Annotated in this window: 21 protein-coding genes; 8 read left to right on the top strand and 13 right to left on the bottom strand. The window is 42.8% G+C overall.

All coding sequences use genetic code 11. The features are described 5' to 3' along the window. Positions 1 to 131 precede the first annotated feature (131 nt). Positions 132 to 752, bottom strand: a complete 621-nt coding sequence (locus H6G92_RS11415; RefSeq protein WP_190893809.1) for a tetratricopeptide repeat protein — start codon at positions 750 to 752, stop codon at positions 132 to 134. Positions 753 to 919: 167 nt separating this feature from the next. On the opposite strand from H6G92_RS11415, the gene H6G92_RS11410 reads away from it, so the two are divergent. From H6G92_RS11410 to H6G92_RS11400, 3 genes are all read left to right on the top strand, one after another. Beyond that, positions 920 to 1,708 carry an SDR family oxidoreductase gene (locus tag H6G92_RS11410; protein WP_190893808.1) on the top strand — a complete coding sequence of 263 codons (789 nt, stop codon included), beginning with the start codon at positions 920 to 922 and terminating at the stop codon, positions 1,706 to 1,708. Positions 1,709 to 1,801: 93 nt separating this feature from the next. Next, complete coding sequence (locus H6G92_RS11405) at positions 1,802 to 2,521, top strand: rhomboid family intramembrane serine protease (protein ID WP_190893807.1); 720 nt, start codon at positions 1,802 to 1,804, stop codon at positions 2,519 to 2,521. A gap of 126 nt (positions 2,522 to 2,647) precedes the next feature. Beyond that, complete coding sequence (locus tag H6G92_RS11400) at positions 2,648 to 3,319, top strand: rhomboid family intramembrane serine protease (protein ID WP_190893806.1); 672 nt, start codon at positions 2,648 to 2,650, stop codon at positions 3,317 to 3,319. 282 nt (positions 3,320 to 3,601) lie between these two features. Here the strand turns inward: H6G92_RS11400 and H6G92_RS11395 are convergent, their stop codons facing one another. The 5 genes from H6G92_RS11395 to H6G92_RS11375 all read right to left on the bottom strand — a co-directional run bounded on the left by H6G92_RS11395 (position 3,602) and on the right by H6G92_RS11375 (position 10,463). After that, the gene (locus H6G92_RS11395) at positions 3,602 to 5,776 is read right to left on the bottom strand and encodes a GumC family protein (protein WP_190893805.1); all 2,175 of its coding nucleotides are present in this window, start codon (positions 5,774 to 5,776) and stop codon (positions 3,602 to 3,604) included. Positions 5,777 to 5,869: 93 nt separating this feature from the next. Next, positions 5,870 to 7,228: a polysaccharide biosynthesis/export family protein gene (locus H6G92_RS11390; protein ID WP_190893804.1), complete on the bottom strand. Its 1,359-nt coding sequence runs from the start codon at positions 7,226 to 7,228 to the stop codon at positions 5,870 to 5,872. Positions 7,229 to 7,440: 212 nt separating this feature from the next. Further along, positions 7,441 to 8,163, bottom strand: a complete 723-nt coding sequence (locus tag H6G92_RS11385; protein ID WP_190893803.1) for a cyanoexosortase B system-associated protein — start codon at positions 8,161 to 8,163, stop codon at positions 7,441 to 7,443. Between the two features lie 106 nt (positions 8,164 to 8,269). Then, positions 8,270 to 9,166, bottom strand: a complete 897-nt coding sequence (gene crtB, locus H6G92_RS11380; protein WP_190893820.1) for a cyanoexosortase B — start codon at positions 9,164 to 9,166, stop codon at positions 8,270 to 8,272. 103 nt (positions 9,167 to 9,269) lie between these two features. Next, entirely contained in the window at positions 9,270 to 10,463 is a 1,194-nt protein-coding gene (locus H6G92_RS11375; protein WP_390625495.1) for a DegT/DnrJ/EryC1/StrS family aminotransferase, read from the bottom strand. A gap of 553 nt (positions 10,464 to 11,016) precedes the next feature. Here H6G92_RS11375 and H6G92_RS11370 point away from each other — a divergent pair. Together H6G92_RS11370 and H6G92_RS11365 are read left to right on the top strand one after the other, a co-directional pair. Further along, the gene (locus H6G92_RS11370; RefSeq protein WP_190893802.1) at positions 11,017 to 12,570 is read left to right on the top strand and encodes a GAF domain-containing sensor histidine kinase; all 1,554 of its coding nucleotides are present in this window, start codon (positions 11,017 to 11,019) and stop codon (positions 12,568 to 12,570) included. Between the two features lie 270 nt (positions 12,571 to 12,840). Next, positions 12,841 to 14,259, top strand: a complete 1,419-nt coding sequence (locus H6G92_RS11365) for an IctB family putative bicarbonate transporter (RefSeq protein WP_190893801.1) — start codon at positions 12,841 to 12,843, stop codon at positions 14,257 to 14,259. Positions 14,260 to 14,321: 62 nt separating this feature from the next. Here H6G92_RS11365 and H6G92_RS11360 read toward each other — a convergent pair whose 3' ends face one another. Continuing rightward, complete coding sequence (locus tag H6G92_RS11360; RefSeq protein WP_190893800.1) at positions 14,322 to 14,603, bottom strand: WGxxGxxG family protein; 282 nt, start codon at positions 14,601 to 14,603, stop codon at positions 14,322 to 14,324. Positions 14,604 to 14,784: 181 nt separating this feature from the next. Continuing rightward, positions 14,785 to 15,252 (bottom strand): SsrA-binding protein SmpB, encoded by a 468-nt coding sequence (gene smpB / locus H6G92_RS11355; protein ID WP_190893799.1) that lies wholly within the window; start codon positions 15,250 to 15,252, stop codon positions 14,785 to 14,787. Between the two features lie 646 nt (positions 15,253 to 15,898). Here smpB and H6G92_RS11350 point away from each other — a divergent pair. Beyond that, the gene (locus tag H6G92_RS11350) at positions 15,899 to 16,582 is read left to right on the top strand and encodes a response regulator transcription factor (protein ID WP_190893798.1); all 684 of its coding nucleotides are present in this window, start codon (positions 15,899 to 15,901) and stop codon (positions 16,580 to 16,582) included. Between the two features lie 68 nt (positions 16,583 to 16,650). Here H6G92_RS11350 and H6G92_RS11345 read toward each other — a convergent pair whose 3' ends face one another. From H6G92_RS11345 to murC, 4 genes are all read right to left on the bottom strand, one after another. Continuing rightward, positions 16,651 to 17,136, bottom strand: coding sequence for a low molecular weight protein-tyrosine-phosphatase (locus tag H6G92_RS11345; RefSeq protein WP_190893797.1), 486 nt, complete (start codon positions 17,134 to 17,136; stop codon positions 16,651 to 16,653). A gap of 62 nt (positions 17,137 to 17,198) precedes the next feature. Next, positions 17,199 to 17,546 (bottom strand): YbaB/EbfC family nucleoid-associated protein, encoded by a 348-nt coding sequence (locus tag H6G92_RS11340; RefSeq protein WP_069070420.1) that lies wholly within the window; start codon positions 17,544 to 17,546, stop codon positions 17,199 to 17,201. A 193-nt stretch (positions 17,547 to 17,739) separates the two neighbouring features. Continuing rightward, on the bottom strand, positions 17,740 to 18,738 hold the full coding sequence (gene murB / locus H6G92_RS11335) for a UDP-N-acetylmuramate dehydrogenase (RefSeq protein WP_190893796.1): 999 nt from the start codon (positions 18,736 to 18,738) through the stop codon (positions 17,740 to 17,742). Positions 18,739 to 18,862: 124 nt separating this feature from the next. Further along, positions 18,863 to 20,326, bottom strand: a complete 1,464-nt coding sequence (gene murC / locus H6G92_RS11330; protein WP_190893795.1) for a UDP-N-acetylmuramate--L-alanine ligase — start codon at positions 20,324 to 20,326, stop codon at positions 18,863 to 18,865. Positions 20,327 to 20,729: 403 nt separating this feature from the next. Here murC and nadD point away from each other — a divergent pair, with 403 nt between their 5' ends. Together nadD and H6G92_RS11320 are read left to right on the top strand one after the other, a co-directional pair. Beyond that, complete coding sequence (gene nadD, locus H6G92_RS11325) at positions 20,730 to 21,356, top strand: nicotinate (nicotinamide) nucleotide adenylyltransferase (RefSeq protein WP_190893794.1); 627 nt, start codon at positions 20,730 to 20,732, stop codon at positions 21,354 to 21,356. Between the two features lie 116 nt (positions 21,357 to 21,472). Beyond that, positions 21,473 to 22,486, top strand: coding sequence for a type I glyceraldehyde-3-phosphate dehydrogenase (locus tag H6G92_RS11320; RefSeq protein ID WP_190893793.1), 1,014 nt, complete (start codon positions 21,473 to 21,475; stop codon positions 22,484 to 22,486). Between the two features lie 102 nt (positions 22,487 to 22,588). Here H6G92_RS11320 and thiL read toward each other — a convergent pair whose 3' ends face one another. Next, positions 22,589 to 23,611: a thiamine-phosphate kinase gene (gene thiL / locus H6G92_RS11315; protein WP_190893792.1), complete on the bottom strand. Its 1,023-nt coding sequence runs from the start codon at positions 23,609 to 23,611 to the stop codon at positions 22,589 to 22,591. Positions 23,612 to 23,631: the final 20 nt, after the last annotated feature.

Genomic DNA, 23,631 nt, shown 5'->3' with positions numbered 1-23,631 from the left:
ACACCTCGTCTAAAAAACTAGTAAATTTGCACACGCTAAAAACCAGCTTCTAATTAGATAAATCACCTTTGTACTAAAAATTTTATACTCTTCCCTTTCCATAACGCTTAATTTATTTACTATTGAGCAAATCAAGACCATCCTCGTAACTTCTTATGTACCGATGCTAGATACCACATATAATCATCAATTTTGTAATTATCAGCAGCTTGAACTATATAATCTTGAGCTAAATCAAGATTATTCTCGGCTTCGTAATATAATCCCAAGTAAAGATGACTGTAAAAATTTCCCTTTATCCCTTCTGATTGACCAACAGTTAAAACATCATCTGTTGTACAATTTCCTGCATACAAATCATATACGCACTGCATGATTCGTCGAGGGTCATTCTTCACAGTTAGTAAAGAATTACGTGCCTCTTCAACACCTAACGAACGAGCTATGCAGAGATATCGCCATACTGTTTCTTCTACATCTTGAGCATTCACAGTCAAATCTATCTCAAATTGTTGAGCACCTTCAGCAAATCTTTCTACATAATAATACGATAGTCCCCGTTGCCAGAGGTAAGGTTTAATACGGGCATCCAATTGCTCTGCCATGTCAAAATCTTGAATAGATTCATCAATTTTAGCTAGATGAAAGTTAACCATGCCCCGGCGAATGTAAGCATTAGGGTTTTTCGGCTGATTGCGAATGGTTTCGTTCCACCGCTGGAGTTGATTTTCCAGAGAATTTGAAAAAAACATGAGTTTTTAAGTGGGTTTGTCAGCTATTGAATTGGAATCAAATGCGGTGAATGGTTTAGAGATTTCGATCATCTACATTACGATAAAAGGCGATCGCATTGGGCACCTATAAGATAAACTCTTAGGTTATTGATAGCTTTAAAATAAAAAAATCCGCAGAATTACAAATGAGCGATGCCTACGGCGGGCTACGCCTACGCTGGACATTAACAGGAAAGAAAGCACTGGTTACAGGTGCCACCAAAGGCATTGGACTAGCTGTTGCCAATGAGTTTTTATCTCTGGGTGCACAAGTCATAATTGTGGCAAGGAATTCTCAGGATGTTGGCCGGCAACTCAGTATCTGGAAACAAGCAGGATTACCTGTTTATGGGATTACGGCAGATGTTGCAACCCCTGATGGGCGACAAGCCATTTTTGAGCAAGTTGGCAAAACCTGCGATAAATTAGACATCCTGGTAAATAATGTGGGAACCAATATTAGCAAAAAAGTAGTAGACTACACAGCCGCTGAGTATGAGTTCATTATCCAGACAAACCAGACATCAATTTTTGAGATGTGCCGTCTGTTTTACCCTCTGCTTCAAAATGGGGAAAACAGCAGCATTGTGAATATAAGTTCTGTGGCGGGTTTAGTCTCGAATCGTACAGGCGCTCCTTATGGTATGACTAAAGCGGCTATAAATCAACTGACGCGATCGCTATCAGTTGAATGGGCTTCAGATAATATTAGGGTAAATACCGTAGCACCTTGGGCTATTCGCACGCCTCTAACCGAGTCTGTACTCGATAACCAAGATTTTCTCAAATTAGTTCTATCACAAACACCTATGGGTAGAGTTGGTCAACCAGAAGAAGTAGCAGGTTTAGTGGCATTTCTTTGTATGCCTGCGGCATCTTTTATCACTGGACAATGTATCACCGTCGATGGTGGATTTTTGGCTTTCGGTTTTTAAGTGCCAAAGCGAGATCCATCCACGAGGTAGAAGAAACTACTTACGAAATTCAGTATTGTGGTACTAATGTGTTAAAATCTGGAAAAAACGCCCGTGGTACCCATTAGAGATAATAATCCCACAGTAATCACGCCTTATGTAACTTATGGACTGATTGCTGCCAATGTCCTTGCTTTCCTTTATGAAGCAAGTCTTCCGCCACAAGCATTAAATGGATTTTTACACCTTGCGGCTGTGGTTCCACGAGAACTTACCTTAAGCTTTGGTGGTATCTCTGTAAATCAACCAGTGCCAGAGTGGGCAACTTTGATTACCTCGCAATTTTTGCACGGTGGTTTATTGCATTTAGGCGGCAATATGTTGTTTCTCTGGATTTTTGGTAACAACGTTGAAGATAAGTTGGGCCATGCCAAATATTTGCTGTTCTATTTATCTTGTGGAGTTTTGGCATCCTTAACCCAGTGGTTCTTCGCTCAAGATTCTAGCATTCCTTCTTTGGGTGCAAGTGGTGCGATCGCAGGTATTCTAGGAGCATACATTCTGCGCTTTCCCAATGCCGAAGTTCTCGGCATAGTGCCCTTAGGCATTTTCTTCCCGACTTTCCGTGTCCCGGCATATTTCTTTTTGGGATTCTGGTTTCTCGAACAAGCCTTCTACGGGCTTGCTAGTCTCGAAACACGTACCAACATCGGCATGGAAAGCGGCGGTATTGCCTACTGGGCACACGCAGGCGGGTTTATCTTTGGGGCAATTATTGGCCCATTGTTGGGTTTGTTTAACGATAAATCACAGGAAGAATCTTGGTATAATTAATTCTTCAGTACATCATTATTACTTTCAATCAAGCTGATTGATTAAATAGGTGAAATTGCCTAAGCTTCGCAACTGCTAGCCTTACAAGCTATATTGCAGTTAGTGAATAAATTAGGAAAAACACCTGTGTTTCCCCTCTACGACGAAAATCCGACGCGAATCACCCCGTATTTCACCTACGGGTTAATTGGCATGAATATTTTAGTTTTTCTTCACGAGGTGAGCCTGTCAAATGCACAATTGAGTCAGTTTTTAAATCAGTATGCAGTGATACCTCAAGAGTTAACCACCAATTGGAGCGCAGAGTGGATAACGTTATTTACGTCGCAATTCTTACACGGTGGTTGGTGGCACTTAATCTCAAATATGTTGTTTCTCTGGGTTTTTGGCAACAATATCGAAGACCGATTAGGTCATGCCAAATATCTGGTTTTTTATTTGGCATGTGGTGCTTTAGCTGCTTTGTGCCAATGGTTTATTGGCATAAATTCTGAGATTCCTTCCTTGGGAGCAAGTGGTGCAATTTCTGGGGTTTTAGGTGCCTACATTATCCGCTTTCCCCAAGCTAGAGTCATGACCCTAGTATTTTTGGGGATTTTCGTCACCACAATTAGAGTGCCAGCGCTAGTAATAATTGGACTTTTCTTTGTGCAGAATGTAATCTCCGGTCTTGCTACGCTGCAAACAGCGGCTAACATGAGCGTACAAACTGGTGGAGTTGCCTATTGGGCGCACATCGGTGGTTTTGTTTTTGGGGTGATTCTCGCTCCCCTATTTGGGTTGTTTAGGCAGGACTAAGTATATAATTTCCGAAATTTATAGCAGAATAATTGCTACCTATCAATCCTCTGCGTATCCTCTGCGTTGAAATTTCCACCTTTGATTCATCACGGTTTTACCCAAAGCTGTACTAAGCAATTCAAAATGAGGAGATGCTATCTTGGCAATCCACTATTTGGGAAACTAAGCTAATCGTCATTTAAATTGCATCATTTTCATGGTAATAAAAGCTGCAAACCCTCTCCCTTGCTCCCTGCCCCCCTGCGATCTCAATGTGCAAATTAAATGCTTAACAGCTTATTAGTTTTTACCCGCAGCCGCTGAAACTTCTTCTGATTCTTGTACTTCAGATGTAAAAGTTGATGATTGTACGACTTCTTCAGGTAGAGAAACAATGATATCAGCACCGTTGATAATTGCTCCCAATAACCCCAGTTCCGATTCAACCAATTGATCAATAGCTTCACCTAGCATGTTCTCTTGTGTATAGTGGGGTCGCGCCACTAGTACGATGCCATCGCTGTAGGGTTGGATTAACAAAGGGTCATTAGATATGCTGAGGGGGCTAGTGTCTAAAATAACTAGATCAAACCGTTCGCGGACATCCTCAATCAGCCGCCGCATTTCGCTAGATTCAAGAATCGCAGCTGATTGCCGCACAGGGCCAGGACTCGGAAGAATGTATAAATTTTCCACATCAGGGACCAAACGAATACATTCACTTAAATTAGCGTAATAACGCAGGGGTTCAATAGTGGCATCGGGGTCAGGAATTACATTCAAGGATGTACAACGCGAAGGCGATCGCAAATCTGTTTCGATTATCAAGGTTCTTTTACCAGCACGGGCTGAAGCTATACCCAAGTTATATGCACTTGCTGTCTTACCCTCTAGGCTACTGGTGCTAGTAATCAACACCACCTTTAAGGCTTTACCACCAATCCGGCGCAGATTACTGCGGAACTTCTCATAATATTCTAAATAAGGAGAATCCGCAGAGAGTACTACCGGCACGGCTTCTTGATCCAAATCATCAACTGGCATTAAAGGCAATTCTCCCAACAGTGCCACTTCCCGTTGCTTGAGGCTCTCGCGGATATCCTCCCTGGTTTTGAAAGTACCTTCCAGTGATCCCAACAAAAATATCACCCCGCCACCAATCAACACACCTAAGAACCCACCCACAGCAAGGGTAATAGGCACACTCTTGGGGGGTTTGATGTCCGCAGCTGCTGTGGGACGTCTGGCAATGCTGAGGCTGCTGGTAGTTTCGGCCTCTGCGGTTTTAGAATCGGTTAGCTTCGCCTGCATTTGGTCATATATGGCTTTTTTGAGTGCAACCTCTTGTTCTAAACGCGATCGCTCTAATTGCTTATTGGGTATCAGAGAATACTCTCGCCGTAGTCGCGCTTCTTGTTGGATCTCTTGAACTAGTTGTTGTTGCAGCGTCTCGCGTTGGGTTTGCAAAGACACCATTTGGTTTGCCAACTGCTGACGGGCTGGATCTAAGCTACTTTGGGCGCGAATACCTGCAATGTTACCCCGAAGCGGAGCCGCCGTTCCATCACCACCTAACACCTCTGTAGCGCGTTGTTGCAGCAATTCTTCAGCAGCTTGTTTCTGACGCAACAATTGAATCATCGTTGGGTGTTCCGGTCGTAAATCTTTTCTGAGTACGGCGATTTGCGACTCACTTTGATAAATTTGCGATCGCAAATTACCAATAATTGGATCTGCACTCAAAGCAGAAGAAATATAAGCCTGTCCGACTGTTAAGCCTAACTTATTTTCTAAACTGTTAACTTGACCATCAACCCCAGAAATAGTTAATTGAATTTGCCGTTGTAGATTTTGGCTGGTAGTAATGGCATTTAGCAAGCTGCCATTCTCCGCTGCCAATATTGCAGTTCGTTCTATGCGATCGTACTGTTCCAGCTTCTTTTCAGCAACTTGTAATTCCTGTTTAGCTTGTGGTAAGCGCTCGTTAATCTTTTCAATAATTGCTTGTAATCGCCCAGTATTGATCTCACTGCTCAACTTAATCATTGATTGCATCAATTCCCCCAAGACCTCTATGGCTCGTTTGGGGTCACTATCTACATATTTCAGTTCAAAGATACTCGATTCTAATTCTCCAGTCCTGGCATTCTTTTTCGGTAGAGAAAGGACAACACTTGTACCTAACTGTTTCGGTTTGATGTTTACTTTCTCTGCCACTGTCGCAATTATTTGGTTTGATAATAAAACTTCCTCATTCAGTTCCTTTCCTTGCTGTTGGATTTGAGTACCAGTTGCAGAGAAAGAAACTGGTGGGCCAGAATAGGTAAGTGCGGCAGATGCTATATAGTTAGTAGCTGGCTCTGGCTGCATAGCCACCACCGTTGACCCCGCTACAACTAAACCAAAACTAGCTAGTCCAATCCATTTGTATTTTTCAAAAGCAATAAGATAGCGCTTAACAATTGGTGGGGTCATGGTAGGGGGATATAGAATCAGTAATCAGTTGTCAATTTTTATTTGCTATTGGTCACCATTATCTCTTCCATCTAGCAAAAGAGGTAAGAGTCACTAATTTGAACCACTACCGAAGTTGTCAAAAAATCGGAGAAAGGACTGGACATTGAAGAAGGGTTGGGTAATGGTAGTCAAGAAATTAGTAATTCTACCGATGAGGTTCCGACCAACAACAATAACATCATTATCTTGAAGTGCCACATTTTGAGATGCATCGCCTCCTAGAGCTTTTTTAGCATCAAGTTTCTGGGTAACAGCTTTACCTTGTTCAGGATCAAAGCGAACCAGAGCGATATCTCGCAGGTTAGCAGTGTCGAGATTTACTCCTCCCAAAGCATCTACAAATGTACTGCCGTTAGGCAGTGCTTGAATGGCAATACCTCCCGCAGCGTAGTTTAAAACCCGGACTCTAATCTGTGGTGTAGCCAAGGATGAACGTGCTACCAAATTGCGATCATAACCATCATCATTACCAACTTCACGACGGGGGATGAGTATTGCATCTCCGTCTTGTAAGCGTAAATTAGGAATTGAACCGCCATTTTGCAGTGCTGCATATAAGTCAATAGTTTGTGAAATCACAGAACCATCGATTAATTTCCGGCGTACTTGCACTTGTCGCAGGTCTGCATTTAACGTTGAACCACCAGATACTAGCAAGGCATCAGCAACACGGGGTGTTGTTGAATTAATCGGATAAATTCCTGGTCTAAATATTTCTCCACTAATGGTAACTTGAACTGGTCGCGTCCCTGCCAAGGATACTACTACGATTGGATCTGGTAAAATCCGACTTAAACCCAAGCGAATTTTTTCTTGAGCTTCTTCCAAAGTTAAACCTTGTAATGAAACCGTTCCCACTTGCGGTACTACGATGTTGCCTTCTGGACTAATTACAGCTTGAAAACTTAAGTCTTGACGCTGCGAGGCTAGACCTAAAACTATTACTGGATCAACTACATAACGATTTAAACCCAAGCGAATTTTTTCTTGAGCTTCTTCCAAAGTTAAACCTTGTAAAGAAACTGTTCCCAGTAGCGGCACCACAATATTACCTTCGGGGTTGATTAAAGCTTGAAAGCTCAAATCTGGAAAGCGCTGAACCGAAACGCTAATTCCATCTCCTATTCCTAAGCGGTATGGGCCAGGAGGACGCTGAAGCACAACACCAATTACATCTCCTGGCCCCAAGAGGTAGCGGCTGAGTTGGGGGGAAATTTCGTCATTTGCACCTGGAGGCACAACCTCAGTACCTGGCACAGGCGAAGGGGGTTGCCCTGGTGATTGTCCTTGAGGTGGAAAAGGCTGGGCAACAACAAGCTGGATAGGTGTTGTTAAGAAAACTCCGACTTGAAGACTGACAAAACACAGGGCGCTGAATCCACGCATATAAGAATTAGGATCTATGAACATCGGTGCAGCAAAACTGAATATAAAAATTAGTCGCGCCGAGTGGTAATCTTACTCTAAAAATTTCCTAAATGTCTTTTTTATCTGCAAGTATTTTACCAACAAAAAGTAGAAAACTTTTGCCAATTTTAATTTATAAGTTCATATTTGTAACCTGAACGCAATTGTAGAGGTACTTCTGAATAATCTTTGCATAAATGCATTTGTAACAGGCTCTACAAAGGGCCTGCCATCAATACAGCTTGAACTGTTTCGCCGATAGACTTGGCTAAAGACCAAGATGTTTCTACCTGTCCCAAAGGTTCCATTGGAATCAGAATACTCACGCCCACCCAAGGAGTGCGTTGCTTACGCCACTGGGCCAATTGATCTGCCAAAAACCAGTGGAAAGGTGATGGATTTCCGCCGTCTGGCATAGCGTACCATTGTAAGACAGCGAAGGTTTGCTGTGGTGTGGAGGCGCGAAAAAACCTAGCTTCTACTTTCGTATCGCCATTTGAAGCCAACTTTGCAGACGGTTTTACAGTAAATTCAGCAGAACGAGATTGAGCTACATCCCACTTTCCCCAGCGTGATCTTCCCCAGCCGTTAACGTCTGTCCACTCCACCTCTGGTTGATCCATAGGGCCATTTTGTGGCAGCAAAAGCAGGATTGCCTGGAATTGGGAAGCTTCTTTTTTAATTACCTGCAAAGACCATTTATGTTCGCCAATTTGCTGTTCTGCTTGTTCAATAGTTTGCCAACCAGGAAGGGCTAAACCAGTCTTGCGGATCTGCCTTAACTCGTTGAGGGTAGTAACAGGTGGCGGCTGTTTCCATTGCCAGCGCCCTGTCAGGTATCCGGGAACCCCTCCTATTGCCAACAATAGTAGCAATAACAAAAGTGCTGCTACCTGACTCAGTTGGTTTTCCTTGAAAAACTTGGAGATGGAAATCATCAGTAAAATTTATAATACTTAGGCAAAATTTTACTTCATAAAATCACACCATGAGTTCAGTAATATTTATGAGTAGAGAAGAAGCAGGGGAGCAGAGAAGAAATGACTAATGACTTTCCCCTTCTTGCTGAGTTTCTAGAGATGCTGAAAAATAGCTATTAATCCAATTCAGTAAGGGCACTAATGACACCAGCATACAAGCAGAGTAGAGGTCACCACCCCAACCATCATGCAGCCATTTAAAAGCCGCTTCTTGACCTGTGCCGTGAAAGAAAGTCAGTAAAGTATTACGAATGATATTGGCAGTAGTACTAACGATCGCAGCAAGAGATAAAAACGATATAGTTGTACGGCGTGAAGACAAAGCGTCTGTCCAATACAGCAGCATCAAGCCGACGTAGAGAGTAGTAAACAACATTTTCAGCCCTGCACAATAGGGGGCAACTTCCACAATCCGTCCTCCTACGTAGAGATTTATCTCATCTACGGTTACGTCCATACCAAATTGATTCAGTATAAAGCCTGCTGTGCCAGCGATGAAGCTTTGGAGAGGCAAGGTATAGGGAGCAATGAGATAGGGGACTGCCGTTGGGGTTGCCAGAAATACTAGTAGCAGGGGGAATCCTTGCGATCGCAAACCTGCTATTCCCTTAAACCACAAGCATAATCCTGCTAGCATAACGGGCAAGGAAAGGTTAACCCACTCTGTAACACCGCTAATATAAAAAACTGCCCCTAATAACAAGAAAACAGTGCTCAAAGGATGCATGGTATCTGGTAAACGTGTCCACTGTTTCCGGTTTATCCAGGCCAGATAAGCCGCAAATGGTAAACCAATAATCCCGTGGCTGAAATATTCGTGTTCTGTACTGATATTTTTGTGCAGCCAACCATCCAGCCAGTGTAGCAATATAGGAGCATAAAGCAGCAGCAAAACACCTAAAATAGCTAGATTTAATAAGCCTGAGGCGTTTCTGTTTTTAACTTGTTGCCGGAGTGCCATGATTTTCAGTATTTCAAAAACTTTGGTCATTGGTCATTAGTTTTAGACAAAGCACATAATGACAAATGTCTAATTTTAGATGCACGTTAGGTATGAATTAACTTTAGGCTACCACGCTTCCAAGTTCAGTAGGGGAGGGTTTATCTGCCTCAGAAATTGTTGAGACTGCATTGGCGATCGCTGCGACAACTTCTTTGACTTGGCTACTGCTCAAACCAGGATACATTGGTAATGATAATATTTGCTGTGACAGTTTTTCTGCTTGGGGAAAATCTCCAGGCTGATAGCCTAAATTGGTGAATGCCGGCTGGAGATGACAGGGGATTGGGTAGTGAATGCCAGTTTGAATTCCTACTGCTGTGAGTTTTTCCTGGAGTTGCTGGCGTTCTATTGGGCAAGAGTCATCTACTTTAATGACATAGAGATGATAAACGTGTCCTGTACCACTTTGGTTTTCCATAGGGATAATGCCAGCAGTTGCCAAGGGTGCTAGTTCGTTATCATACTGCTGGGCAATAGTCAGGCGATCGCGATTCCACTGTGGCAAATATGGTAGTTTCTCGTGCAAAACTGCTGCTTGTAAAGTATCTAAGCGGCTATTTGTACCTGGTTCAGTATGAAAATACTTTTGCGATGCGCCATAATTTCGCAAACGCACCATCTTCTGGGCTACATCTGAATCTCGTGTCAGCAGCATTCCCCCATCCCCAAATGCTCCCAAATTTTTGCTGGGATAGAAACTAAAAGCTGCTGCTATACCTACTGAACCAGCGTGATATCCATCTCTTTGGGCGAGGTGTGCTTGGGCGGCATCTTCAAAAATTAGTAGTTTGTAGGTATCGGCAAAGTTGAATAGTTCAAGTGGTGATACCATTTGACCATAGAGATGCACAGGGATAATTGCTTTGGTATGAGGCGTAATTGCTTTTGCTGCTTCTCTTAAGTCAATTAAAGCTGTTTGGCGATCGCAATCTACCAGAATTGGCTTGGCACCAGCGCGTAGTACCCCAATTAAGGTTGCTACAAAAGTGTTTGCTGGTAAAATCACTTCATCGCCAGCACCAATATTACACGCTTGCAATCCCAGAGCGATCGCATCTGTTCCTGATGCAACACCAACTCCATAAGCTGCCCCAGACGCTGCCGCAAATGCTGCTTCAAAATCTGAGACTGCTTGCCCTAAAATAAAATCTCCCTGTTCCAATACAGATTGGATTGCTTCTTGCAATTGCATTTGAATTGGTTCGTGTTGTAACTTCAGGTCTACAAAAGGAACTCTAATAGTCATTTTATTCATTACCAGTTGTCCTCAAAAAGAGATTTACTCGGATGAAAAATATAGAAAAGCCTGCACAATTTTCAGTGTGAAATTGTAATAGGTTCAATCTATCGGATGAAGAGTTTTATTAACTATCTAGGATTGTCAGTCATCGCTACTAGCTGTCATGAGTAAGAATGGCTATAAAAATTACATAAATATAATTATTGTAAGTAAAATTACGCTGAATATCGCAATAAGATTTTTCCCTTCTGTACATAAACAATGACAGACCTTTGGTATTGTATCCTTAGCCTTAGGTTACCCTGACTAAATCCAAATCTAACGCAGTCTGATTGCAAAATCTCAAGCAATAGAGACTAAAACAGTGCTAAACAGAGAACATTCAGCACCAGTAACTAGTAACTGGTAAAGGCCGCATTACCGACTTAATGGAAGCGGTAGAAAATTTTTGCCCCCAACTTGTTTGTCAGAGGCAAAATTAGGGAATGCTTAAAAATAGCAATTGATAACCTAGAAATAGGACTTATATCAATTACAGTATCGAGAAATTATTAAGGTAGCAGTGGCAATGGTAGAGCCTGAAAACAAATTATTTGCCCTAAAGGATGGTTGGGATTCTCATGAAACAAGAGAACAACAACGCCTCAAAGCTTTGTCAGATTTAGGTTTGCGGCAACCAGAAACGATTCCGGTTTTTGAAGAAGCTACACAGACTGCTGCCCACTTTTTGGAAGCACCAATTTCCATATTGGGATTTGTGGATCAAGAACGCCATTGGTTCAAATCGGCGGTGGGCTTATCTAGGTTGGGACTCATGAATCATTTGGCACAAAGCCGCCAACTAGCACGCCGGGAATCCTTTTGCACTCAGGTAGTAGAGAGTTTTCAAATATTTGTAATTAATGATACGCATAAACTTACAGACCCAGTACTTGCTAGTAGCAAATTGGTGCAGGATTATGGTATTCGTGCTTACTTAGGAGCGCCACTGATTGATGCTGAGGGACATTGTTTGGGTTCATTGGCGGTGATGGATTTAGTACCGCGCAATTTTACAAACCGAGACATTGAGTTTTTACAAATTATAGCTCGTTGGAGCATGAGTGAATTTGAGCGTAACCGACTCCTGCAAGGGAAACTCGAATCAAGCACTCCCAAGAGCGCTCCTATATTTTCACTCAATGACGAACGTAACACAGAGATTAAAATCACCCCAGCCACTAAAGATAGCGACTCTGTTTCTACTAAGCAACTGAAACTGGAACTTTTGGATCAGCTAACTCAGGAACTACGCACGCCCCTAACATCTGTACTCGGTATGGCTAGTGTTTTAGGACGTGAGATTTATGGGCCTTTGACGACTAAGCAGAGAGAATATTTGGAAATTATCCAACACAGTGGTCGGTACTTACTTTCCCTAGTAAACGAAATTACCGAACTAGGAGCTATGGATGAAAACTCAACTGTGCTGAATATAGCTCCTGTGGATATTGAAATGCTCTGTCAACAAGCTATCAATACCCTAGAAGAAGCGGCTAATCGCCGCGAGCAAGATATTCGCCTCTCTATTGAACCGGGACGCAATCGCATTTGGCCTTTAGATAAAGACAAGGTGCGGCAAATCCTCTATCACCTAGTTTTCAGTGTGATTCAACTGTCGGCTACAGGTAGCATTGTTCGTATTCATGTCTCTTACAAGGAAGATACGCTCAACATTACTATTTGGGTTTCCCATCCTTGGCTGGGGGACGGCATCACTGAGGTTGATCCCTACTTCCGTCTCAATTCTTTGTCGCTGCTGGAGCTGACAGGTGAGGTAGCAACTTATAATACTCACACAGAAAGCCAGGAGCAACGGGATATTTCATCAGTAGCAGTGGATAATTCCCAAAACTTGAGTGAGAATCACTCAAATTTCTTTGCTGCTAGTTCAGGTATAAATTTAGCTAAATCACATGGAAGTATTTCTCGTGAAAGCTTAGGTCTATTGCTAAGTTGCCAACTGGCAGAGTTGCATAGTGGACACATTTTGATTCAAGGTTCACCAGAATCAGGATATCGTTATGTGCTTTCTTTACCACTGCAACTGGCGACTCCCTCACAAGCAATTGGCGATGTCTGATTAGAGTTATTAGGGAACAGATTACAGGTGATAGAGGATAGGGAAATACAGATTCATGCTTTGTTATGTACTAAGTACGTGAAAGGTTGATCAACGGCTGTCTTCACTTAGTATTAATTGAAGTGCTTTAGATTACAGGTGGTGGCTGATGGCTATGAGTAAGAGCGTCATCACTAAATTTCAATCTACATTATTACCTTTTTATAGCCATACGCATTATGATCAATTCCAAGTTCTGCGTCGGCAGGCTAATTGATCGCAATGTTTTTTATGAATTTAGTCTGGCAACGATTTACTTTATCATCTTTATCGGTCAAAGAATATCTTGCTACCAGTTACGTACACCGTTTTCTGGTAGGACTGTTAAGTTCTTGGCGGCAAACCAGCGTCTTGATTCAGTGGGGAGATGCGATCGCAGCTGCTTTACTCAGCTTAGTATATGCGCTTGCACCTTTTGCTTCGAGTACATTGGTGGGCTTGTTGCTGGTGGCTTGTGTAGGATTTTGGCTGTTGTTGACTTTATCTGATGAAGCAACACCAACAAATGTCTCTTCAGTCACTCCCATTCACCTACTGGTATTGCTGTACTGGGGAATTGCCGCAGTCGCAACAGCATTATCACCAGTAAAAAAGGCGGCACTTAACGACTTGGCAACGTTGACCTTGTATTTGCTACTATTTGCCCTTTGTGCCAGGGTACTAAGGTCGCCTCGCCTCCGCTCTTGGATTATCATCGTTTACCTGCACATATCGTTAATTGTCAGTGTATATGGGTTGCGGCAATGGTTTTTTGGAGCCACAGCTCTGGCAACTTGGGTTGACCCAGAATCTCCTCTGTCTAAAACTACCAGAGTCTACAGTTATTTAGGTAATCCCAACTTATTGGCTGGATATCTCCTACCAGCAGTAATTTTTAGCTTAGTGGCAATTTTTGCATGGCAAAGCTGGCTCAAAAAAGCCCTAGCATTAACAATGCTACTTGTCAATACTGCTTGCCTGATCCTCACTTTTAGCCGTGGCGGTTGGATTGGACTGGTGGTGGCAGTTTTGGCTGTGATGGCATTGCTAGTTTATTGGAAAAGCGTGGAAATGCCTCGTTTTTGGCGTACTTGGTCGCTACCGATTGTCTTGGGAGGTTTGATCGGGGTATTAGTACTAGCGGTGATATTTATACCCGCATTCAACCAGCGAGTGTTCAGTATTTTTGCTGACCGTAAAGATAGCAGTAATAATTTTCGCCTAAATGTGTGGGATGCTGTCTTTGAGATGATTCGCGATCGCCCGATTTTCGGCATTGGCCCTGGTCACAACTCTTTTAATAAAGTTTATCCCCTCTACCAACGCCCTCGTTTCACTGCTTTGAGTGCTTATTCGATTTTCTTTGAAGTGACTGTAGAAACTGGCTTTGTTGGTTTAGCCTGCTTTCTCTGGCTAATAATTGTCACATTTAATACGGCATTTCTACAAGTGCGACGACTGCGACAATTCAGAAGTGTAGAGGGATTTTGGTTAATTGGAGCGATCGCTATTTTGTTGGGTATGCTAGCTCACGGCACTGTAGATACTGTCTGGTATCGTCCTGAGGTTAATACCCTCTGGTGGCTCATTGTTGCCTTAATTGCCAGCTATTGGACACCTTTAGCTCAAAACCAAACAAATTCATCTAACTCAGAACCAACAGTAAACTAACATGACTAAATTGTCAGTTGTTTTTCTACTCAACAACTGACAACTTTTAAATTTTGAATTGTCTAGTCCCTGTAGGTAGTGGCTCCTGGAGCATTAGGGTCACGATAACGGGTCGGTTCATCGTCACGCTTTTTGCCAGCTAAACCAGCTAGACCTAATAGACCAATTAATCCTAGCCAACCCCAATCAAAACCATCGCGATTATCGTAAGTGGTCGTTCTTGGAGTAGTATTTACTCCGGGGTCAGTTGTCGTCTGAGCTTGTGCGGATAGAGTTAAGGGTAAAATTCCTATACTCAAGGTGAGAACGCCAGCACCAACAGCTGTAATGAAATTACTTTTCATAAGTTGTGACAATTCCTTATGCCATCCGAAGTTACTCACCACTGTATCGATTCCCAACCCTAACAAAATCAATCTGCGGCTATAAACTGGGCATTTTCATAACTCACGCTGTGGATATACAACATACTTTTTACCTCAATCCGTTTCTCACTCTGGTGTGGTAGTCCGGCGATACTGATGCTTAATAATTTTTCATTGCCCGTTGAATGTCACGCTGGTCTTGGCGTCGTTTCAGGTCTTCTCGCTTATCGTGGAGCTTTTTACCTTTGCCAAGGGCTATACTCACTTTTACCCAGCCTCGTTTGAGATACATTTTCAAAGGGATTAAAGTTAAACCCTGCTGTTCTACTGTGCCAATTAGCTTGCGGAGTTCTTTGCGATGCAACAGCAGCTTGCGTGTACGCCGTGGTTCATGATTAAAATATTGTCCACTAGCGTTATAAGGCGAGATATGCACATTGATCAACCATGCTTCACCATTGCGAAGCAAAGCATAGCCATCTTGGAGATTGACTTTACCCGCACGAATCGACTTAACCTCGGTTCCTGTCAATTCAATTCCAGCTTCGTAAGTTTCCAGAATTTCATACAAATAACGGGCTTGACGATTGTCGCTAATAACTTTGTAACCTTCGTTCTTGTCGCTCATTGATAATTTTGTGTGCTTTAAATGTACCTAAAAAATTATTTGGATTGGCTTGTGAATTATGGGGTGGATCTTAGAACCGCTATAAATGCTGAACTGTATATCACTAATTTAGCTTTTCTAAGTTCATAATTAAGAGTTTTCTGGCAACTTTTAAGTTATCTGATACCGAGATTACCCGTGAGGTTCGATAGAATCAGTTGCTCAAGCACCAAGTCTGACTAAGCCTGATTTTGTGTAGTTTCACAAAGAATTGGTATGATACCAATAATCATTAGTGATTGGCTAAGGATTAATTACAAAGGATAAAAAACAAAAGATATTTATCCTTACTTAGCTTTTGGGAAATTATTGATTAATTTAATATTAATTTACACTATAATGGGTATTTACTCTGCCTTATTGATGAGTTGTTACAAATTACAAAGCTCTCTATGCCTCCCAAACAGAGCGACTCAAAGGAGAGTTAAACTTCGTTAACCCTTCCTAAAGTTTTAAGATTTTCTTTATAAATCAACCCTGTAGGCAGTCATTAGCTGGTAATCCTGTCATAGGATGAAACATAAGAACACTATTTTTGCCTGTGTTCACTGATGAAGCGCGTAGAAGCAAATTTCTGGGTAAAAAAAATGCTAGGGGTGTATTGTCCATGCCCTTGACGATCCTTGTAGTGGATGATGATTTGGGCACTCGTCTGTCTGTTAGTGACTATCTTGAACTGTCTGGCTACTCTGTGATCACGGCTAATGACGGTCAAGAGGCTTTGGTCATGGTGGATGAGTATCATCCGGATTTGATTGTTACGGATATCGTGATGCCGCAGATGAATGGCTACGAACTAGTGCGTCGGGTGCGTCAACAACCAGTGTTTCGGTTATTGCCTGTAATTTTATTAACCGCCCGGACTAAAACCCAGGAAAGAATTTTGGGCTACCAATCAGGGTGTGATTTATATTTACCCAAGCCTTTTGAACTGGAAGAGTTAGCAGCAGCAATCCGCAATCTTTTGGAGCGATCGCAAATTATTCAATCGGAGTATAGATTTTCTCATAAAGAGAGTTTGGGCATTTCCGCCTCGACAAAAGCGGGGGATGCCCATAATTCTCTGTCCACTCAAATTCAAAAATCCCATCTGCACTCATCGCTGACTCATAGAGAACAGGAAGTTCTAGAGTTATTAACTCATGGTCTTTCTAATGCTGAAATGGGTCATCAGCTACACCTGAGTCCTCGAACAGTGGAAAAGTACGTTAGTAGTTTATTGAGAAAAACTTCAACCAGCAACCGAGCGGAATTAGTGCGTTTTGCAATGAAGCATGGTTTGGTGGAATAAAAAAGTTATGAGTGAGGAGTTAACAAGAAAAGAGGTAACTCTTAACTCCTAACTCCTCACTCATAACTTTAAATTATCGATTGTTGGCTATTAACGTATGTAAGCAGACCTTCACAAGCATCGATCAGTAAATCAATAACCCGATTAAATCCCTCTTGACCACCGTAATAGGGATCTGGAACTTCCTTCAGCGTATGTCGAGAGCAAAACTCGCATATCAAACGCACTTTATGCTGATACTGCTTAGTTTGATCAAGAGTGAGGATGTTCTCATAATTTTCTTGATCCATCGCTAAAATCAAATCAAAGTCTTGAAAGTCTAACTTTTGAAACTGGCGTGCTCGACCACGCAGCTTAATTCCCAACTTTGTAGCAGCCGCAGCACTCATGCGTCTGTCAGGCGGGCTACCAACGTGATAACTAGATGTACCAGCAGAGTCACAGAGGATGCGATCGCTCAGACCAGCCTGCTCAATTAGATGATGCATGATGTTTTCTGCCGATGGCGATCGGCAGATATTACCTAAGCAGACAAACAGCAACTTGTAAGCCATAGATATTTTTTGTCATTTGTCAAGAGTCATTTGTCATTTGACCAATGACCAATGACTCTTGACTAAAATCCAGGAAGTTCCAGTCCACTGGTCAATTCTTCCATACGTTCGCGCATTGTTGCTGTGGACTTGTTGTAGGCTTCTTTCATTGCCACTGTCACGAGATCAGAAAGAACTTCTGCACCTTCCCCTAGAGCATCTGGAGAAATTTCTACCCGTTTGGGTTCTTGGTTACCACTGACAATTACCTTCACCAGACCACCGCCAGATTCTCCTAGAATCTCCATTTGCTCCAATTCTTCTTGGAGTCTCTTTGCGCCTTCTTGAACTTGCTGTGCTTTCTTAAAAGCTTCGGCCAGTTCCTTCATTTTTCCTAAGCCAAAGCCGAATCCCTGTCCTTTTCCTGTCATAATTATTTGTACGCTTGTGCGTTGAATAACAAATCAAATTCAATTATAGATGCGGTAAGTAATTTGCCTCTTTTTTTACCAATAATTAATGCATTCTTGAATACGGAATAGGGAATAAGGAGTAGGGGGTAGAGAATAAAGTATAAAGTTTCTTCCCCAATTCCCCATTTCCTCATTTCCTGAATTAAAAGTTTCAACAAGCACCTTGAAACTCTCCGAGCATTTTGACTTCTGGCTCTAAATTAATAGACCAACGTTCTTGTACTTGATGTTGGATGTGGCGAATGAGACAGAAGATATCACTAGCTTTTGCCCCACCACGGTTAACGATAAAATTAGCATGGAGTAGTGCTACTTGTGCTCCACCAATTTGGTAACCTTTCAGACCAGTTTGTTCAATTAACCAGCCAGCACTGTAAGGTTTGGGATTGCGGAATACACTGCCACAACTGGGGAAATTGTATGGTTGGGTGCTCAACCGATGCTTTTTGTGTTCTTTCGTGATTGCCACAACTTTTGCTGGGTCTGCACCTGGCGCAAGTTGTAAGGTGGCTTGGGTAACTATGCGATCGCCACCTTGCAATAATGAAGTCCGGTAACTATAACCTAACTGTTCAGGGGTAAGAGTTTCCAGTGTACCATCGGGTGAAAGTACCTGGGCGCTAACTAACATATCTGCAATACAGCTATTATGTGCCCCTGCATTCATCACCACGGCACCTCCGGCTGTTCCAGGGATACCAACAGCCCACTCCAATCCTTGCCACCCTAATTCTGCTGCTGCCCATGCCAAGCTAGGAATTGATTCTCCAGCAGCAACGGTTAATTGACCTGTATTTGGGTCAAAGTTGCTGAAGCGGAGATGACGAGTAGCAATCACCAAACCTGATATACCACCATCGCTCACTAGCAAGTTAGAACCTGCTCCCAGTGTTGTCACCTTTAAATCACGTTCTTTCGCGTATTTAAGACTTGCTTGCAGTGCTTCTAAGTTTCGGGGGGCAACGTACAAATCAGCTGCTCCCCCAACTCTATAGGAAGTGAACGCTGACAAGGACGCCTGGGACTTAATTGCACAATCAGTACTAGGTAAGTAAATTACTTCACTCTCCACTGAATTAGTTGTTTGATGTTTCTTTGTATTCAAAGCAGAAACTGTGCAGACGTTTCCAGCTGCCTGGGAAATTGTCATCTTTACTTTGTATTGGTAAAATTTTTACATTTATTTACCGTCAATATACGGTAATAGAGTTAACCTAGGGAACCGTTGCTAGAAGAGCACTTTGCTCAGAAATAAAACTTCGCAAAGTTTCCACTTAAGATGTGGCTTTAGCAGGCTCACAAAGTGCCGTAATTATTTCAGGAATTACCTGATTCAAGTTCCCAGCCCCTAAAAACAGCGCCAAGTCTCCTGGGCGTAGTGTTTGCAGCAAGAACTCACACACTGAGGGTAAAGTTGGTTGATAAACTACCTGCGAATGCTGTTTAGCAATTTCCGCCGCCAGATCTTCACCACTAATTTGCCCTAAATTGGGTTCACCAGCACTGTAAATATCAGTCAGCACAACCAAATCAGCATGGGTAAACGACTCGGCAAATTCTTCTAAAAAAGTCAGTGTACGGCTATAGCGATGGGGTTGGAAGATGGCAACAACTCTTTGCCCTGGTCTTGCTTGTAAACGTGCTGCGGCGAGAGTAGCGCGAATCTCGCTGGGATGATGAGCATAGTCATCTATGAAGGTAATACCATCGACTTCACCCCGGAACTCAAAGCGGCGTCTTGCTCCTTCAAAGGTGGCGATACCTTTGGCAATTTCTCCAAATTCTAAGCCCAAGGCGCGACCAACAGCCACTGCTGCTAGAGCATTGCTGAGATTGTGTCGACTTAGCAGGCGCAACTTCAACACGCCCAAAGCTTTGCCTCTTTCCCAAACTAGAGCCGTAGTGCCATCAGCACGATAATCGATATTAGTAACGGTGTAGTCAGCGTCGGTATCTGAGTGTAAGCTGTAGCTGATTGTGGGTTTCAAGCGATCGCGCACCGTAGCACAGTCAATGCTACCTATTAACGTTTTACAACCCTTAGCAAATGTCTGGAAGATATCAATGACTTCTTCTAATGTATCGTAATGGTCAGGATGATCGAGTTCAATATTGGTGATGATGCCAATCTCTGGAGCATGTTTTACCAAGGAACCATCAGATTCATCTGCTTCGGCTACCAAATATTGGCTTTGTCCCAATCGAGCATTACCTTCCCAAGCATTAACTTCGCCACCTACTAAAATAGTTGGGTCTAGACCTGCTTCCAGAAGCATATAGCCAATCATGCTACTGGTTGTAGTTTTGCCGTGTGTTCCTGCCACTGCAATACTGTGATAATCGGCAATTAAAGCTGCTAGTACATCTGAACGATGTAGAATTGGGCAACCTAATTCCAGGGCTGCTTTGTATTCTAAATTATTCGTGTTAATTGCTGTTGAACAAATGACTTGAGGCAGTTTTGAGTTAGTAACAGTAGATAATTCTTCTTGTGAATTTAATACTACTGCATTCGCCAATACCTGAGGGCGAAAGAATTCAAGATTGCTTGCCTCTTGTCTACCAAAAATATGAGCACCGATAGATTCCAACTTGTGCGTAATGTGGTTAGGACGAAGATCCGAACCTGATACTGGAAATTGACGCTTGGCGAGAACGTATGCCAGAGCAGACATACCTATACCACCGATGCCAATGAAATGAAATGGTCTACCACTAAAATCTACAGAATTACTCATTTATTGCTCCTCTTACACCACACCACACCATAATCACAAATGACACGCGTATCATAACAGGAATTTGATTTTTACCGTAACTGCTCCTATATCATGTTCGTGTTTAATGCCCAAAAGATGTTTCTGCTCTGGTTTTCCTTGTTCAGAATGATTTTACCTTGGTTAGAGGTTTTTACTATTTCTGAACTGTTGTTAAGATTATTCTGAAAATTTTTGCAACATCGGGAAAGAAATTCTTGTAATGTCAAATACATATTTTTGGCTACCTTACTGGAATTGGCTACATAATACATTGTTTAGTGAAACTGATTTTAAATTGCATCAAGTATAGGCATGAATTGACTACAATAGTACATTGGTAATGAAACTATTTTTCAATTGCATAAAACCCACGCATAACTGGATGCAGCAACTAGCAATTTTTGGTGGCACATTTGATCCAATTCATTGGGGACACCTGCTTGTAGCCGAGACAGCAATGCAAGAAGTATCTCTTGAAAAGGTAATTTGGGTGCCATCCCTAAATCTTCCCCACAAAGAAGCAACTTTGTTTGAGCATCGTGTGGGAATGCTGCAATTAGCCATAAAAGATAACCCAGGGTTTACTGTCTCACTAGTGGAGGCAAATCGCTCTGGGACTTCCTATGGCATTAACACCCTGATAGACTTATCTGCTTCTTACCCAAATACTCACTGGTACTGGATTGTGGGCTTGGATACTTTCCAAACCCTACCCCGTTGGTACCGTGGACACGAACTAGCACAAATGTGTGATTGGTTAATCGCACCCCGACTGCTAGGTGGTGAGACTATAACTCAAAGCAAATTAATCTGCAAGCAAGTGGAGCAACAACTTAAGGAGCAGTCACATACCATTCACTGGCAACTCTTGAATATACCTTTAGTAGGAGTTTCGTCAAGTCTAATTCGCAAATTTTGCCGTGAAGGCCAGTCAATTCGTTATTTAGTCCCGGAATCGGTTAGATCATATATCACTAACAACAATCTCTACTCCCACAAATCTGAATAAATTATGTGTTTTTTTATTGATCTAACACTTTATGGTTAAAAGTGCCCCCCCCCTTTGCGATATGATTGGGGTCAACGATATCAACATATAAGCATAAATACAGAGGGCAAGACACTGTGATTAGAGTTGCAATCAACGGTTTCGGGCGGATTGGACGTAACTTTGCGCGTTGCTGGGTGGGTAGAGAGAACAGTCAAATCGATCTTGTCGCTATTAATGACACTTCAGACCCTAGAACCAATGCTCACCTGCTCAAGTATGACTCAATGCTAGGGAAGATCAAGGGTGCTGAGATTAGTGCCGATGATAACTCTATCATCGTTAACGGTAAGACCATTAAGTGCGTATCCGATCGCAACCCAGAAAACTTGCCCTGGAAAGATTGGGGAATTGACCTAATTATCGAAGCAACCGGGGTATTTACTAGCAAAGAAGGAGCGCTCAAGCATGTGAATGCTGGAGCCAAAAAAGTTCTGATTACCGCTCCTGGTAAAAACGAGGATGGCACTTTTGTGGTTGGTGTGAATCATCACGACTATGACCACAACAAACACCACATTATCAGTAATGCTAGCTGTACTACCAACTGCTTGGCACCAATCGCCAAGGTGTTGAACGATAAGTTCGGTATCATTAAAGGTACGATGACCACCACCCACAGTTATACAGGTGACCAGCGTTTGCTAGACGCTTCTCACCGGGATTTGCGACGGGCGAGGGCAGCAGCGATAAACATTGTACCCACCTCTACTGGTGCAGCAAAAGCAGTGGCATTGGTTATCCCAGACCTCAGAGGCAAGCTAAATGGCGTTGCCTTACGCGTACCAACCCCGAACGTCTCAATGGTAGATTTCGTAGTTCAGGTTGAGAAGCGTACTATTACTGAAGAAGTTAATCAAGCTCTCAAAGATGCTGCCGAAGGCCCACTTAAAGGCATTTTGGACTATAGCGAACTAGAACTGGTATCTTCCGATTATCAAGGTAGTGATGCTTCTTCGATTGTTGATTCCAGCTTGACTTTGGTTATGGGTAATGACCTAGTGAAAGTTATGGCGTGGTATGACAATGAGTGGGGTTACAGCCAACGAGTCTTGGATTTAGCAGAATTAGTAGCTGCAAAGTGGGTTTAATTAAAAAGTTAGGAGTGAGGAGTGAAGAATTAGGAATAAGGAGTCAAGAGTGAGGAATTAAAACTCATAACTACCTAACTCCTAACTTCTAACTCCTAACTCCTAACTCTTGAAGTGTTGAAATCCCTGGCTAAGACTTAGAACTTGGTCAGGGAATTTTTTTTGTTCGTCGTGCAATAGTACTGTTGATCCGAGTGTAATCTTGCCTACGATCGCAGCACCTTGACCAAGATGTCGTACTAAGGCTAACGCTGACTCTTGTGGCAAGCACAACACTAATTCAAAGTCTTCGCCACCATACAGAGCATATTCCAACGCTTGCTCTTGTGTGAGCCAATTGTCAAAAGCTGGTGGCAAGGAAATTTGTCTGCGTTCTAGGACAGCGCCAACACAACTGGCGCGGCAAATTTGGATAATTGCATCTGCCAAACCATCGCTGCTATCCATACCAGCAAGGGGGAATCGGGAGTTAGGAGTTAAGATTTTCCAGAGGATTGGCAAGACATCTAATCGTGGTTGTGGGCGCTGGTGTGTGCGGATTAAAGCCGTCTTTTCTTGATCTTTGAGGCTTTGTTGTAATTCGGGATGCAAGAGCAGTTCTAAGCCAGCATGGGAGGCTCCATGAACGCCTGTAACGACGATTGCATCTCCCACTATAGCAGCAGAACGCCGGATAATTTGACTAGGGTTAACTTGACCAAAAGCAGTAATTGCCAGAGTAGTCACAGGCGATCGCACCACATCGCCCCCGACAATTGAGGTATTGTATTTTTGCAAGCATTCTGTCATTCCTTGGTAAAGTTGCTCAACCCAACTCACCCTAACTTCACCGGGGAGTCCCAAACCGACGGTAATTCCTAGTGGAGAAGCGCCCATCGCGGCTAAATCTGATAAATTGGCAGCAGCAGCTCGCCAACCAGCATCTTCTGGGGAAGTGGTGAGGTTGCTAAAATGTACGCCGTCAATCAGTACATCTGTAGTCACTACCAAAGATTTCCCTGGTGTAGTTTCAAGTACTGCGGCATCATCACCGATAATTTCTGGAGGACAGAAGCGTTGTAATCTTTCTAAAAGACCTTGTTCTCCAATATCTTGTACTTGTTGAGAAGATAACTCACTGTTCACAATCGGTTTTCCGTGTTGCA

Source organism: Nostoc foliaceum FACHB-393 (assembly GCF_014698505.1).
Lineage (GTDB): Bacteria > Cyanobacteriota > Cyanobacteriia > Cyanobacteriales > Nostocaceae > Nostoc > Nostoc foliaceum_A.
Note: the sequence above shows the minus strand (reverse complement) of the source record. Positions and strands in the feature narration are given on the sequence as shown.

Excerpts from the sequence above, each read along its gene's own strand:
- H6G92_RS11415 (WP_190893809.1), bottom strand. The coding sequence starts at position 752 with ATGTTTTTTTCAAATTCTCTGGAAAATCAACTCCAGCGGTGGAACGAA.
- H6G92_RS11410 (WP_190893808.1), top strand. The coding sequence starts at position 920 with ATGAGCGATGCCTACGGCGGGCTACGCCTACGCTGGACATTAACAGGA.
- H6G92_RS11395 (WP_190893805.1), bottom strand. The coding sequence starts at position 5,776 with ATGACCCCACCAATTGTTAAGCGCTATCTTATTGCTTTTGAAAAATAC.
- H6G92_RS11390 (WP_190893804.1), bottom strand. The coding sequence starts at position 7,228 with ATGTTCATAGATCCTAATTCTTATATGCGTGGATTCAGCGCCCTGTGT.
- H6G92_RS11385 (WP_190893803.1), bottom strand. The coding sequence starts at position 8,163 with ATGATTTCCATCTCCAAGTTTTTCAAGGAAAACCAACTGAGTCAGGTA.
- crtB (WP_190893820.1), bottom strand. The coding sequence starts at position 9,166 with ATGGCACTCCGGCAACAAGTTAAAAACAGAAACGCCTCAGGCTTATTA.
- H6G92_RS11375 (WP_390625495.1), bottom strand. The coding sequence starts at position 10,463 with ATGAATAAAATGACTATTAGAGTTCCTTTTGTAGACCTGAAGTTACAA.
- H6G92_RS11370 (WP_190893802.1), top strand. The coding sequence starts at position 11,017 with ATGGTAGAGCCTGAAAACAAATTATTTGCCCTAAAGGATGGTTGGGAT.
- H6G92_RS11365 (WP_190893801.1), top strand. The coding sequence starts at position 12,841 with ATGAATTTAGTCTGGCAACGATTTACTTTATCATCTTTATCGGTCAAA.
- H6G92_RS11360 (WP_190893800.1), bottom strand. The coding sequence starts at position 14,603 with ATGAAAAGTAATTTCATTACAGCTGTTGGTGCTGGCGTTCTCACCTTG.
- smpB (WP_190893799.1), bottom strand. The coding sequence starts at position 15,252 with ATGAGCGACAAGAACGAAGGTTACAAAGTTATTAGCGACAATCGTCAA.
- H6G92_RS11350 (WP_190893798.1), top strand. The coding sequence starts at position 15,899 with ATGCCCTTGACGATCCTTGTAGTGGATGATGATTTGGGCACTCGTCTG.
- H6G92_RS11345 (WP_190893797.1), bottom strand. The coding sequence starts at position 17,136 with ATGGCTTACAAGTTGCTGTTTGTCTGCTTAGGTAATATCTGCCGATCG.
- H6G92_RS11340 (WP_069070420.1), bottom strand. The coding sequence starts at position 17,546 with ATGACAGGAAAAGGACAGGGATTCGGCTTTGGCTTAGGAAAAATGAAG.
- murB (WP_190893796.1), bottom strand. The coding sequence starts at position 18,738 with ATGACAATTTCCCAGGCAGCTGGAAACGTCTGCACAGTTTCTGCTTTG.
- murC (WP_190893795.1), bottom strand. The coding sequence starts at position 20,326 with ATGAGTAATTCTGTAGATTTTAGTGGTAGACCATTTCATTTCATTGGC.
- nadD (WP_190893794.1), top strand. The coding sequence starts at position 20,730 with ATGCAGCAACTAGCAATTTTTGGTGGCACATTTGATCCAATTCATTGG.